Below are 12,574 nucleotides of genomic sequence, written 5' to 3'. Positions count from 1 at the left end.
CTTCCTCGTTCTATCTTGCGACAAATGGTTTCTACTTTTTGTCTATCAAAAGGTACGCTTTTAGATAATAACTACTACTGTAAAGTAGTTAAGTACGTTTGTCAATCAAGGAGAACACAAAAAAGATGAACGAGGCCCACTCAGGAGTCTGTTCATCGAGAGCAAAACTGCGCCGAAACGTTTCTAATAGAGTAGATTCAAGAACGAATGAAAGTTTCTTCGCTTGTCTCTATCGAACACGATTCATCGATCCGAGTATTGCTCAAAGAATCAAAATCAAGCACCGCTCGCTTTAGCAGGATGAAATAATGTACTTTCCCCAGGGTTCACAAAAGCCACAGCAACATCGTTTGAAATCTGTTCGCCGGGTGGAATGTTCATCAGCAAAACATGACCAGACCCATTATTCAATATAGACAGTTTTTCACTCCCGAAAACAAGGACGGCTGTCCCACGCTTAACTTCGAAAGGAGCACCTACCGCTGTCGCCAACCCATTAGCAACCAGTACATTTCCCTTTAATGTCGCTAAATTAAACATGGGAATACTCTCACCATCACTTGGGACATCTCCCAAATTAACCGCTTGGTTGATCGATAATTCAGATGTCTGCATCACCTGTTACGGAAAAAAGCTCATTAGCTTCGGGCTAATCCCTTCCCGTAACAACTTCACCTCCTTATCCGTCATCTATTTATTATATCGACTTTAGGGAATATTGATTGGGTCATGTGCCTTTATAAGAATCTTTTTCCTTAACTCTGGATTGTAACCAATTTCGACATATGATAATATAACAAATAATTCCGATTGGATAACTTGTATTTACATAGAAAAGGAGTGAAAACATTTGTTCCACTTTATCCTGGCTATCTCCCCCATCTTGCTCGTACTATTTATGCTCTTCTTCTTGCGTCAATCCATTGTACGTGCCGGTCTCGCAGGGTGCCTTTTCGCCTTATTAATCGCCTTTCTCACCTTTCAATTAGCCATTGATGATGTGAGCATTCCCCTAATCAAAGGGGCCCTTACTACTTCTTCTGTCGCTTATTTTTTATTATTCGGTATTTTTCTTTTTCTCTTATTAAATGAACACGGTGTCATTCGTTCCTTCGCCTCTTTAATCGCCCAATCGACGACCGATCCTGTCCGACAAGTACTTATCTTAGCTGTCTCTTTTTCTCCCCTGGTCGAGTCTGCAAGTGGCTTTGGTCTCGCGGCGATCGTGATCTGTCCGATTTTGATTGCTCTCGGCTTCCCACCCTATCGCGCCACACTTCTCTCACTCATTAGCTTGACAGCCGTCCCTTGGGGTTCACTCGCAGCAGGTACTGTCATCGGGGCTCACTTAGCTGGAATGTCCGCACAAGAGTTAGGAATGGGGTCCGCTCTCCTTTCTCTTCCTACCTTTATTTATTTTGCCCTTGTGATGAGCTGGCTCGCAGGTGGATGGAATGGACTCAAACGGCGCTGGTTCGAAACCTTGTTAACATCCGCTACATTAGGAGTATCCGTGTGGGCTTTTACTACTTGGGTAGGCGTAGAACTAGCAGGGATATTTGGTGCCCTTAGTGCCTTAAGTGTGGAAATGGGACTTATCTATTTGTCTACCTTCATCCAAGATAAGACCACTCCGCAAGCAGAGGCCGCAGCTACCCTCATACAGGAGGAAAATACGAATCAAGGAACATGGAGATTGCTCAGCCCTTATCTCTTCTTAATCGGCATGCTCCTTTTCTCTCGGTTGCTACCCGGAGTAGCTGGCTTCTTACAATCCTTTGGTACGCTTTCTCTACCTAGCTATCAGTTCACCCTGTCTCTCTTCTATTCGCCCGGATTTTTTCTGATTCTAACTTCTCTTTTTACGATATGGGTGTTTCGCATTCCGCTGGAGACCATCAAAAAGAGCGCTCTTCAGACATGGAACTATTGGTATCCCGTCATTGCTTCTACACTTTTGTTTGTCATCATGGCCGAAACCATGGCCTTATCCGGCATGACTACAGTGGTATCACAAGCCGCCGCAGCAACATTTGGCTCGGTCTATCTCTACCTTACACCCCTTATCGGAGGATTAGGTGGTTTTCTTGTTGGGAGCAATACGGGTTCCAACTCGATGCTCATACAGATGCAAGTGAGTACCGCCCAACAACTGGGTTTACCCGCAAATTTGGCGGCATACGCACAAAATACAAGCTCCTCGCATCTTCTAATGGCCAATCCTGCCAAAGTGGTTTTAGGAGCCTCCCTGGGCGGACTACGTGATCAGGAAGCTACTCTTCTGAAACACATGGTCTGGGTGGGGTTAGGTACCATTGCTATTATCGTCATCCAACTCATGCTAGCACAACAATGGGGACTCTATTGATATCGTTTCACTGATCGGAACCTTTTTTAGCAGAACCCTTTCCTTTTCTCGATAGCACAAGGCTACAGATCACTCCCGTAACAAATGAAAGCATGATTTTCACAGAGACGTGCTCAGTAAGTCCCGCTATTAGATGCCCTTGTATCTTTTGTAACAGTGTGGCTCCGTGAACCCAGTCAATCACATATCCTATTCCTAGTATTGCGGGGAGGCTCATGACGATATAGGTAAGAATAAATCCCAGTAGAAACGGCTTGATTCTCATTTTTCCCATCTCCCATTGTTCATTTTTATGGCGGAATAGCCCTTGCAGCTAACTATCCCTTTCGACATATGGTAGGATAGTAAACGATATAGCAATAATTTGGAAGGAGTACTCTCTTACTCTCTAGCAAGATGATATTTCTGCTGGAAAAGCTCATCATGATACCTTGTAGTTCAGATTACTAGCTAAAGGATTTGAAGAAATAATGTTAAAGTGGTTTCGCAACAAAAGCAAGTTGCAACAGCGCGTGCTTCTCTATTACATTACACTATCTATTATTTTTCTTGTTGGTCGTTATGGGATTATCTTCACTAAAATACAACCCGAAGAGTTAGACAGGAAAGAAAGGCTTATGGGATTTGAGCTATTATTTCACTGGGTCTCTCTTTTCGCTTTACTGTTTATTCTCTCCACTATCCTATTGTTCATCTGGAAGCAGTATCAACAGAACAAGAATACAGCCGAAGAAAAAAAGTCGATCACTCTCACCCTTCTTAAAATCACCCTATTCGTTCTTCCATTCGCTCTGGTTCTCTCCTTTATTTTTTACATGGTTTTCATCCTCACTTTTTATGGATTCGCTCCATAAGGGAATTCCAATTTAATGAAAAACAAAAGCAGGAAACTGGAGATACTCCTCCAGTTTCCTGCCTTACTCTCAGTCTCTAAGATGCTTTGTCCTCTAATACCCCTTCGTCACAAGATCAAGCTTTCCCGTCTCTGGATCAATCACCAGTCCATGTACGGGTATTCCTGCAGGGAGTAGCGGATGTTGCCGGATGGTTTCTACACTGGCTTGCACACTTTCCTCCACCGAAGAAAAGCCTTCTAGCCATTCTTCCAACTCCATACCCGCCTGTTCCAGTGTATCGATGGTCGAGCGCGATATGCCCCGCTCTACCATCTTCTCCACTGTTCGAGTCGGTTCAATTCCCCCCATCCCACAATCGTGATGTCCCACGACACACACTTCTTCTGCTCCTAATTCATAGATTGCAACAAAGAGGCTGCTGGTTACACGGTCGAACGGATTTCGTACAATCGCTCCCGCATTGCGGATAATCTTGGCATCACCGTTACGCAAGTTCATCGCTTGTGGTAATAACTCGATCAAGCGGGCATCCATGCAGGTGATGATTGCCAACTTTTTCTCTGGAAACTTCGAAGTTTGATACGGTGTGTACTGCTCTTCATGAACAAAGGATTGATTATGCTCCATTATTTCATCTAGTCGGCTCATCTTGTTTCTCCTCTCCGTTCCTTGATTTATTAACCCATCATGCCTGTTAAAAAAGGGTTGGTCGCTTGTTCTTGTCCAACCGACGTCTGGGGTCCATGACCAGGATAAACGGGCGTTGCTTCTGGCATTTCCATCAGGTGCTCGTGGATCGAACGCATCAGAACTTCATGGTTTCCCCCAGGGAGATCGGTACGACCAATAGAGCCGGCAAAGAGGACGTCTCCACTAAACGCCCCAATCCCTTCTATATAGAATGTCACACTGCCTGGCGAATGCCCCGGTGTTAATAGCACCTTGATGTTTTCCCCTAGGAAAGTAAGGACTTCGTTCCCTTTCAACAGGTGCTCCGCCGGCTGGCACTCGATCGGTGAAAAGCCGGGCCACATCCCCGATCCGTTGCTGTTTGCATCGGTCAGCCAATCTCGTTCTATTTCGTGAATATAGACAGGAGCTCCTGTCTTCTCTCGCACTCTTTCCAGCCCGCCGATGTGATCAAAATGAGCGTGTGTCAAGAGAATCGCTTGCACCTGTAATTGCAATTCTTCAATCTCTTTAATCACTTTTTCCGGCCCCATTCCGGGGTCGATCAGGATCGCTTCTCTGCTCTCCTCGTCATACAGTAAATAACAATTCGTCGCTAACGGTCCCAATGGGTACATAGTAACTTCCACTTTCATTCACTCCTTCTCCACTCCCAAACGAGCGAGGACTATCTTCTCTATGCGCTATAGCCCACCCCTTATGAAAAGGAATGGGCTCCTCTCAAGGTGAACTAACCTTCTTTTAATGCACTCAATACCTGTTCGTCCAGTTTATCCGCCGCTTCTTTATCATATGTCTTGTCAAAGCGAGGCTCTTGGATCATCTTCGCGCCATAAAACATCACATCTCTTACTGACTCTACTTCTGCTTCCACCATCGCCAACTTTACTTTGCATTCTCCTAGAGGTCCCTTCACATCCTTCACCCGACAAGAAATCTCATAGGTCGTTCCTTCGGCAATCATGGTAATGGCTAATTTCGGATTGCTTTTCACGTTTTCTACAATGCGTGATTCATCATGCACCGCAAGGCGAATACATTGATCATTAGGGGCATACACCCAAGAGATTGCATTCATTTGTGGAGCTCCGGTTTCCTTTTCCACTGTTGCGAGCAATACATACGCCTCTTGTTGCAACTTATTAAATAGAGGGCGCGCTAATTTGGTTGTTTCTTGGTTAGACATCAAGCATTCTCCCTTCGTTTTACTTAAGATGATTCCTCTTACCTTTCACCAGACTTCCTTACGATACCCTACTTTTCCTTCCCCATCCGTCTGTTGATGTGAAAAAGTGGGTATTAGTATAGTAATCCAATCAGAAAGGAACGATGTATGATGAAAACGAATAAAATGACGGAGTATCCCGAATGGATCAGACAGAACGAAAAGCTGTTAGAGGAAACCGATCAATTAAATCAAAAACTCCATCACCTCTCCATGTGGATGGAAAAATCACGTGTCCAAGACCTGCTCTTTCATTACACCAATCCCAAACGCGTAATCTGGATTAATTTATTGGCTGGTCTAAGCCGAGGGCTTGGACTCACCATCGGAACGGCGATTGTCATCAGTTTACTCAGTATCCTTTTATCCCAACTCTCAGACCTTCCTTTCTTAACCGACTTGGTCCGAGAATTAAAAAGCATTATTGACGGTTCGGCCCCTAACCCATAACAACAAAGGAGTTTGATCCATGGAGCAGCTCACTTGCATTTTATGTGACCGCCCCTTCACACCAAGTACTAGACAATCTCAACGACTGAAAAAACATCCCCATCGCATGTTCCTCTGCCCCCAGTGCGATGAACGCATCACCTATAAGACCATCGCACGCAGGCAAGCCAAGACCGGGAGTGATGCTCCGTATTCTTCCTCCAAAGGGATGTATGAGTGAAGAATCGCCCTCTTCCTCCCTATGCTCTAATTATCTATTTGAATGATCATAATGGAAGAAAAACCCTCTTTGTTCCTAGGAGGGTTTTTTGTGTATTTAGCTTGCTTCCTTGAGTAGAGCTGGAATTTTATTGCCCGTTGTAACGCGGTTCCGCCTGTATCATCTGTAGCAATTGCTCAGCCAACTCAAATGGATAGCTCTTCGTCTGCTCTTCCCCTTCGTGCTCGTAGGAGATAAGAAAGGTAGACGCTTCTCTTTCGACTCGTATTGACTGGACTCCGTGATCCTCTTCCAATAGGTTAACAAAAAACTGTTCGGTGTCTTTTGCAGCACGATCATGAGGCCTCGCTTCACACACAACTTTCATCTGAAGCCAGTTTAAGAGCGCATCGTCCATTTTCATCTCAACCTCTTCCCCTTCCTATCATTCTCCCTCACTACGCTTCTCCCGATTTGTCTTTTTGGACCCACCCATGCGCAAACGAGCAATCACGATGAGTGCAAGGGTGATCAGTAGAATTTCAATAATAGGGGCACTCATAACCAGATACATAATCATAAAGAAATAACAGCCGATCGCCAATACCACGTAGACGACAATCGACTTCAGTAGAGGCAACTCTCTTGCGAAAGCCACCTTATAAATGACTACGGTTGCTAAGAAGATAACCAGATAAGCAATCCAGGGGGAACTCTTTAACCACTCATGTATTTCTGTCAAGGGAGTTCTTCCTCCTCTCTTCTCTTTTTATTTCTTTAGGACGACTTCTTTAACCCATGTAAATAGCGAATCTCGTCCTCGTACTCCGCTTCATCCTTCACCGGGGTTTCAAGTATAATCGGTTGCGCGGAAAAAGCATCACTTCGCAAAAACTTCGCCAGTCCAGCCTCACCAATCTCCCCTTGTCCAATCTTTTCATGGCGGTCTTTGCGACTATTATAAGGCATCTTGCTATCATTAAAGTGAACAGCGACTAAGCTCTCCAGATACCCCGTCTCTTTCATCGTTTTTACGAGCTCATCAAAAGAATTTTCTTCCCAGGCTCCGGCTGCAAACCCATGGCAAGTATCAAAACAGAACCCGATTTTTTCCGGATAATCGGTCGCCTCGCGTATCTTCACCAAGTCTTCGATTTTCAAACCTAGTTCAGAACCTTGCCCCGCTGTATTCTCTAGTAACAACTTGGTTTGGCCTTCATAGCCATTTAAGATTTTATTCAGGGTTTCAACCATACGCTCCGTTCCGTATTCTTCCCCTTTACCCGTGTGCTTCCCACAATGAACCACGGCTCCTATCGCACCATAGGTCTCAGCAATATGTAAATCTTCCTTTATCGAACGAATCGTCACTTCGTGTAAATCTTCCTTATACGTAGACAGATTGGTGATATAGGGCGTGTGTGTCACCAAGGTTATGCCGTGTTCACGACAATACTCAGACCCCTTCTCCGCATCCTTGTAATCGATCTTCTTGGGTCTTAATCCCCGCGGATTTTTGGTGAAAACCTGAAACGACTCGGCGCCCAGTTCATGCGCTCGTTTCGATGCCTTATACAATCCTTTAGCAACACTGATATGACAACCTATCTTCATTTTTTAACCTCCTGCTTACTCATCAATATGCTTTTCCCTACTCCAACCGATACTTCCCTCTACTTTGCTTGCGGTACCAATCGCCTTAAACGATCGGGATGATCCGTCATGATCGCATCCACCCCGAGAGAGATCAGCCGTTTCATCTCATTTTCCTCATTAACGGTAAAGGTACGCACCGGGATGTCATGCTTGTGGCAACCTGCCACCACCTCTTCTATCACTGTTCGATGATATGGATGAATCGACGAAAAACCTTCCTGCTGGCAGTAAAGCCAGGGCCTTAGCATGCCCGCCATGTAGAGAGGGGCAATATCCACCGTAGCGTCTAGAGCTCGTAACTGCTGGAGATGTGCGTGATTAAAGGATGAGAAGACCGTTTTTTCTAACCATCCATACGCTTTCACTTGTGTGAGTACCGCCTGTTCTAAGCGAGGATCGATGTAGCTTGCGCTCTTGATTTCAATGTTTAATTCCAAGTCGTGCTCGCAAACCAAGCGCATGACCTTGTCCAAAGTGGGAACCTGCTCTCCTCGAAAGCGATCATCAAACCACTGGCCCGCATCTAGACGCTCCACTTCCATCAGAGTAAGATCTCCGATGGCTCCACCCCCGTCCGTCGTCCGATCCACTGTCTCATCATGAATAATGACCGCATGCCCGTCACTTGTCAACTGTACATCTAATTCCAGGCCGTCTGCCCCTGCTTCCACCGCAGCGCGAAAAGCAGCCATGGTATTCTCCGGTGCCGTCGCCGAAAAGCCACGGTGTGCATATACCTTTACTTGTCGCATTTCGTTCTCCTTCTATCCGGATTCATTGATTTATCAATCTACTCCCATTGTTCTTTCCAATGACGAGCCTTCACTCCTATCTTAAAGATACCAAAAACCAAAGGGACATGCGAGTCGTCTTCCTTCGAGGAGAAGCAGAGCGGGCTTGTCCGAGTGTTTTTTCCAAGACAAAAGTGCACCCCCACTAGTGGGATACACTCATTATCATGCTATTTTGCTTTCATTTAATTTTTTGTCTTGCAAGAATATTCCTCATTCCTCTAATCAGGTGCATTCCAATCTACAGCGCTTCGAGCATCATCATTTCTTTACGAATCTCTTTTAAGCGCGCTTTACATTGATCCATGCAATGGGTGTTCTGTTCGACGATGGCCTCATAGAGACGCGCCAATTCATAATCCAATTCTAACCGCAAAACAGGAATTCTCTCCTCCGGCGTCCGACACTTAAAAGCCTTAATTACTTCTTCCACCGTTTCACTGCACCCCTTTTCTCCTCACTTTTTGTTCATGATAAGTTTCATTCTTGCAACACGGCTGGTTTTTAAGTTTCTGGCTCCAGCATATCCCCAATAACGATGAATTAAACCTTGAGCGCGAAAAGTCCGTATTTCTGGTTGTTACTATAATTTACGCAAAGCACCCGCTATTGGTCACTGCTATATACCGAATCCTCAATATTTTTGGGGGCATCTTTCCTTGTGTTATCATGGGAGAAGCCATAAAGATAGCAATTCATTTGATAAAGGAGGATGAATCATGGCAACGGATATCCGCTTTACAGAAAGCGATTTTGCTGTTTTTTCTATACCTGGACTAGAAGAACGTATGGAAGCACTAAAGACAGAGATTCGTCCGAAATTTGAAGCACTCGGGCAATCCATCGCCCCCTATCTATCCACTGCATTAGGTGATGAATTTACCTTTCATGTAGCCAAGCATGCGCGCCGTACGGTGAATCCACCAGACGAAACTTGGGTCGCTTGGTCCACGAATAAAAGAGGATATAAAGCGCAGCCTCACTTTCAAGTAGGCTTGCGTCAAGAGGAAGTTTTTGTGCTTTTTGCTCTCATCTATGAGTACCCCAACAAAGCTGAATTCGCTCAGGCACTCCAGGAAGAGATGCACACGATCTGGAATGACCTACCCAAAACCTTTGTGGTCTCCAATGACCATACCAAGCCGGAGCATACACCTATCCAGGCCTTGAGTGATTCAGAACTGGATCAACGATTGGATCGACTGACACGCATCAAGAAAGAGGAATTTCTCTGCGGTGCCATCATCCCTGCTACCGATTCCCTCTTAGAAGACCCAGAGATGTTGGTCCATACGGTGGAATCGACTTTTGCTACGCTTTTTCCACTCTATCAATTGGCTGTACAATTGAAGTCTTAAGTCCCCCTCCCTTCGCTCCTCTTACTAAGAGAGAGCGAATTGAATATAATATCGGTATTTCGTGTATTTTTAAAAAATTATACATGATCTTCTTCCAACCGTAAACAAGAGTCTATTGGAATGCCTTCCTAATGCCACCTTGACTCCCAATAGAGGGACCTCGAGGAACCCTTTCTCCCTTCCTTTCATAGCCTATCATTAGCCACCTTATGCGTACGACGAAAGGAGAGCTCTCATGATGTTCGGCTTTTATCCCCATCCTTCTGCGTTTTATTGGAGAAAAGATTTGGCCTACTTTTATGATTACGGCTTCTATCCTGTCCCTGTTCCAGGAAATCCACACCCTCCTATCGATCCCCATCCCCATGTCGGCCGTCCTCCCGGTGGAGGTCGCCCCCCCATAGGTGGACGACCACCCATTACAAGGCCCATTGAAGCTCGCCCACCTGGAGGAGGACGGCCTCCGATCACAAGGCCCATTGAAGCTCGCCCACCTGGAGGAGGACGGCCTCCGATCACAAGGCCCATTGAAGCTCGTCCCCCTGGGGGAGGACGCCTACCCGTTCCACAACCAATGCAAGTGCGCCCGCCCATTACCCACCCCATCGATGCGAGACCTGTCGTTCCAGGACCACCCTATCCCATTGAGCCACGGCCGATCCGACGTCCCCGTCCAGTCATCCCCTTCCCTAGTCAACCCATCTATCCCCCATACCCCTATTACCATCCTGGATATTATTAAACATTCTATTGCTGAAAAATCATTTTCCATAAAAGATATTCAGCTTTCACTGCCCGTTTCATTTTGCTATACTGTGCAGAGACATTTACAACTATGAAAGCAGGATCTGCCGATGCAAAAGAAACACTACCAAACGCCGTTATTTTCATGCCTTCAAGAACATGCTCAACGTCAAACGGTTCCATTCCACATTCCAGGCCATAAGAAAGGCAAGGGCATGGACCCAGAGTTTCGGGATTTTATCGGTCCCAATGCCCTTGCCATCGACTTAATCAATATCGAACCGCTGGATGACCTTCACCGCCCCCACGGAGCAATCGAAGAAGCACAAACGCTTGCTGCAGAAGCATTCGGGGCTGATTATACATTCTTCTCTGTACAAGGAACAAGCGGAGCCATCATGACGATGGTCATGTCTTGTGTACAACCAGGCGATAAAATCATTGTGCCGCGCAATGTCCATAAGTCGGTCTTAACCGCTGTCATCTTGGCAGGGGCTTCTCCCGTCTTTGTTCACCCCGCCATGGATGAGCAGCTAGGGATCGCTCATGGAGTAACAGAACAGGAGATCATTCGAGCCCTAAAGGCCCATCCAGATACCAAAGCTGTACTCTTAATCAACCCCACTTACTATGGGATTACCGTCAACTTAGAACAAATCATCACACGTGTTCATCAACATGGCATCCCTGTCATCGTGGATGAAGCCCATGGAGTCCATACGCACTTTCATGATCAGTTGCCACTATCCGCCATGCAAGCAGGAGCTGATATGGCGGCCACCAGCATGCACAAGTTGGGGGGATCATTGACGCAGAGTTCGGTCTTGAATGTACGCTCCGATCGCATCAATCCCCATCGCGTTCAATCCATCATCAGCATGTTGACAACCACATCTACTTCCTATGTCTTACTGGCATCATTAGACACCGCTCGCCGTTACTTGATGACTCAAGGAACCCAGCTGTTGGATGAAACATTAAGACTAGCCCGTCAGACACGGGAGCGTATTAATGAAATTCCAGGCCTATCCTGTTTTGGTCGGGAAATATTGGACGGGGATGCACGCTATGATATGGACGAAACCAAACTTACGATCCACCTTCAGCAAATGGGCATTACAGGTTATGACGCAGAGAAATGGCTACGCGAGGTTCACCGCATCGAAGTAGAGCTAAGTGACCTCTACAACATTTTGTGTATCATTACACCTGGGGACACAAAAGAATCGGTACAAGCCTTGGTGAATGCACTTGCTGACCTGGCTCAAAAGTTTTACACTCCGGATGAACGTTTGCTAGAAGATGCTCGTCTGCCTGATATCCCCGAGCTAGCTGTTTGTCCACGCGATGCTTTTTATGCCGATACGGTTGCAGTGGATTTTAAAAATTCGGCGGGTGCGATTACGGCGGAGTTCGTCATGATCTATCCCCCTGGGATACCCGTTCTCCTTCCTGGAGAGAGGATCACTGAAGAGAATATCCAATACATTGAAGCACATATCCGTGCTGGTCTACCTGTCCAGGGCCCGCAAGACCCGGATATTAAGACGATCCACGTGATTCATACGAAAGAAGATAACAATTAAAAGATTCCTCCCGAAAAGAACGACTCCCTTTCTTTACAAATAAAAGAGACTAGGATTTCTCCTTTTTGCTAGGAGATTCTCCTTGTCTCTTTTTTCTTTTCAAAATAAATCGATTCATCTGTTGTTTTCTTCCATCTAAATGACTTTATTGCCGGTCTTGTAATTGAAGGAGCACTACTTACTTCTTTATGGCGTGCTTCACATGATTCTTTCCATCTTTACAGGTATCACATCGACCATAAACCGTTCCCCACTTCTCCGCATTCATATACGAAATCACCTGGTCACAGCCTTGACAGATAAGCAATTCCATTTTTATTTCCCCCTCTATCGTTGTTAACGGTTTCATTAGCGTGTTACATTTATTATATTCAGCTATACTAATTTCGTCAATACCCGTTATCTGGATGACGTTTTCTTCACAAAGAGGCTTAATAATGTGGTGACAACAAAAAGAAGACCACACATCCTCAAGGAAATGTCGCCTTCTACACCGCTTTACTTAGATCGATCTTCTATGATGGGTAGGAAAATCAGCCTATCGTACATTTATATCTTAGATGAAAAAAACATGGGCTCTCTTTCGTGTCACCTGCAGTATGGGCTTTCACTTTCGCTCTTCCCCATGCTGCTATATGACCTGTTCGGGA

Annotated in this window: 18 protein-coding genes; 7 read left to right on the top strand and 11 right to left on the bottom strand. The window is 45.7% G+C overall.

All coding sequences use genetic code 11. The features are described from left to right. Positions 1–276: 276 nt before the first annotated feature. Positions 277–615 carry a hypothetical protein gene (locus AC6RGY_RS02845; RefSeq protein WP_499859689.1) on the bottom strand — a complete coding sequence of 113 codons (339 nt, stop codon included), beginning with the start codon at positions 613–615 and terminating at the stop codon, positions 277–279. A gap of 235 nt (positions 616–850) precedes the next feature. On the opposite strand from AC6RGY_RS02845, the gene AC6RGY_RS02840 reads away from it, so the two are divergent. Continuing rightward, on the top strand, positions 851–2,368 hold the full coding sequence (locus tag AC6RGY_RS02840) for an L-lactate permease (protein ID WP_499859688.1): 1,518 nt from the start codon (positions 851–853) through the stop codon (positions 2,366–2,368). A gap of 7 nt (positions 2,369–2,375) precedes the next feature. On the opposite strand, the gene AC6RGY_RS02835 is transcribed toward AC6RGY_RS02840, so the two are convergent. Next, positions 2,376–2,633 carry a hypothetical protein gene (locus AC6RGY_RS02835; protein ID WP_499859687.1) on the bottom strand — a complete coding sequence of 86 codons (258 nt, stop codon included), beginning with the start codon at positions 2,631–2,633 and terminating at the stop codon, positions 2,376–2,378. A gap of 205 nt (positions 2,634–2,838) precedes the next feature. Here AC6RGY_RS02835 and AC6RGY_RS02830 point away from each other — a divergent pair, with 205 nt between their 5' ends. Then, positions 2,839–3,222 carry a hypothetical protein gene (locus tag AC6RGY_RS02830; protein ID WP_499859686.1) on the top strand — a complete coding sequence of 128 codons (384 nt, stop codon included), beginning with the start codon at positions 2,839–2,841 and terminating at the stop codon, positions 3,220–3,222. A 93-nt stretch (positions 3,223–3,315) separates the two neighbouring features. Here the strand turns inward: AC6RGY_RS02830 and AC6RGY_RS02825 are convergent, their stop codons facing one another. From AC6RGY_RS02825 to AC6RGY_RS02815, 3 genes are all read right to left on the bottom strand, one after another. Then, positions 3,316–3,873 (bottom strand): beta-class carbonic anhydrase, encoded by a 558-nt coding sequence (locus AC6RGY_RS02825; RefSeq protein WP_499859685.1) that lies wholly within the window; start codon positions 3,871–3,873, stop codon positions 3,316–3,318. A gap of 29 nt (positions 3,874–3,902) precedes the next feature. After that, on the bottom strand, positions 3,903–4,550 hold the full coding sequence (locus AC6RGY_RS02820; RefSeq protein ID WP_499859684.1) for an MBL fold metallo-hydrolase: 648 nt from the start codon (positions 4,548–4,550) through the stop codon (positions 3,903–3,905). 95 nt (positions 4,551–4,645) lie between these two features. Beyond that, on the bottom strand, positions 4,646–5,101 hold the full coding sequence (locus AC6RGY_RS02815; RefSeq protein ID WP_499859683.1) for a pyridoxamine 5'-phosphate oxidase family protein: 456 nt from the start codon (positions 5,099–5,101) through the stop codon (positions 4,646–4,648). Positions 5,102–5,251: 150 nt separating this feature from the next. Between AC6RGY_RS02815 and AC6RGY_RS02810 the strand changes: the two genes are divergently transcribed. Both AC6RGY_RS02810 and AC6RGY_RS02805 read left to right on the top strand, forming a co-directional pair. Further along, the gene (locus AC6RGY_RS02810; protein WP_499859682.1) at positions 5,252–5,590 is read left to right on the top strand and encodes a DUF5665 domain-containing protein; all 339 of its coding nucleotides are present in this window, start codon (positions 5,252–5,254) and stop codon (positions 5,588–5,590) included. 19 nt (positions 5,591–5,609) lie between these two features. Beyond that, on the top strand, positions 5,610–5,810 hold the full coding sequence (locus AC6RGY_RS02805; RefSeq protein ID WP_499859681.1) for a DUF2197 domain-containing protein: 201 nt from the start codon (positions 5,610–5,612) through the stop codon (positions 5,808–5,810). 127 nt (positions 5,811–5,937) lie between these two features. Here AC6RGY_RS02805 and AC6RGY_RS02800 read toward each other — a convergent pair whose 3' ends face one another. The 5 genes from AC6RGY_RS02800 to AC6RGY_RS02780 form a co-directional block, all read right to left on the bottom strand. Continuing rightward, positions 5,938–6,213 carry a hypothetical protein gene (locus AC6RGY_RS02800; RefSeq protein WP_499859680.1) on the bottom strand — a complete coding sequence of 92 codons (276 nt, stop codon included), beginning with the start codon at positions 6,211–6,213 and terminating at the stop codon, positions 5,938–5,940. A 21-nt stretch (positions 6,214–6,234) separates the two neighbouring features. Then, positions 6,235–6,531: a YlaH-like family protein gene (locus AC6RGY_RS02795; protein WP_499859679.1), complete on the bottom strand. Its 297-nt coding sequence runs from the start codon at positions 6,529–6,531 to the stop codon at positions 6,235–6,237. Positions 6,532–6,566: 35 nt separating this feature from the next. Continuing rightward, a complete protein-coding gene (locus AC6RGY_RS02790; protein WP_499859678.1) occupies positions 6,567–7,403 on the bottom strand; it encodes a deoxyribonuclease IV in 837 nt (278 codons plus the stop codon). A gap of 59 nt (positions 7,404–7,462) precedes the next feature. Then, on the bottom strand, positions 7,463–8,197 hold the full coding sequence (locus tag AC6RGY_RS02785; RefSeq protein WP_499859674.1) for a glycerophosphodiester phosphodiesterase: 735 nt from the start codon (positions 8,195–8,197) through the stop codon (positions 7,463–7,465). Positions 8,198–8,477: 280 nt separating this feature from the next. Continuing rightward, positions 8,478–8,669, bottom strand: coding sequence for a YkzI domain-containing protein (locus AC6RGY_RS02780; RefSeq protein ID WP_499859668.1), 192 nt, complete (start codon positions 8,667–8,669; stop codon positions 8,478–8,480). A gap of 286 nt (positions 8,670–8,955) precedes the next feature. Between AC6RGY_RS02780 and AC6RGY_RS02775 the strand changes: the two genes are divergently transcribed. The 3 genes from AC6RGY_RS02775 to AC6RGY_RS02765 all read left to right on the top strand — a co-directional run bounded on the left by AC6RGY_RS02775 (position 8,956) and on the right by AC6RGY_RS02765 (position 11,924). Next, the gene (locus AC6RGY_RS02775) at positions 8,956–9,594 is read left to right on the top strand and encodes a DUF1054 domain-containing protein (RefSeq protein WP_499859663.1); all 639 of its coding nucleotides are present in this window, start codon (positions 8,956–8,958) and stop codon (positions 9,592–9,594) included. A 235-nt stretch (positions 9,595–9,829) separates the two neighbouring features. After that, a complete protein-coding gene (locus AC6RGY_RS02770; protein WP_499859661.1) occupies positions 9,830–10,336 on the top strand; it encodes a hypothetical protein in 507 nt (168 codons plus the stop codon). A 112-nt stretch (positions 10,337–10,448) separates the two neighbouring features. Then, complete coding sequence (locus AC6RGY_RS02765; RefSeq protein WP_499859656.1) at positions 10,449–11,924, top strand: aminotransferase class I/II-fold pyridoxal phosphate-dependent enzyme; 1,476 nt, start codon at positions 10,449–10,451, stop codon at positions 11,922–11,924. A 178-nt stretch (positions 11,925–12,102) separates the two neighbouring features. On the opposite strand, the gene AC6RGY_RS02760 is transcribed toward AC6RGY_RS02765, so the two are convergent. After that, a complete protein-coding gene (locus tag AC6RGY_RS02760; protein WP_499859651.1) occupies positions 12,103–12,237 on the bottom strand; it encodes a GapA-binding peptide SR1P in 135 nt (44 codons plus the stop codon). Between the last annotated feature and the right edge of the window lie 337 nt (positions 12,238–12,574).

This window comes from Mechercharimyces mesophilus (assembly GCF_059818345.1).
Note: the sequence above shows the minus strand (reverse complement) of the source record. Positions and strands in the feature narration are given on the sequence as shown.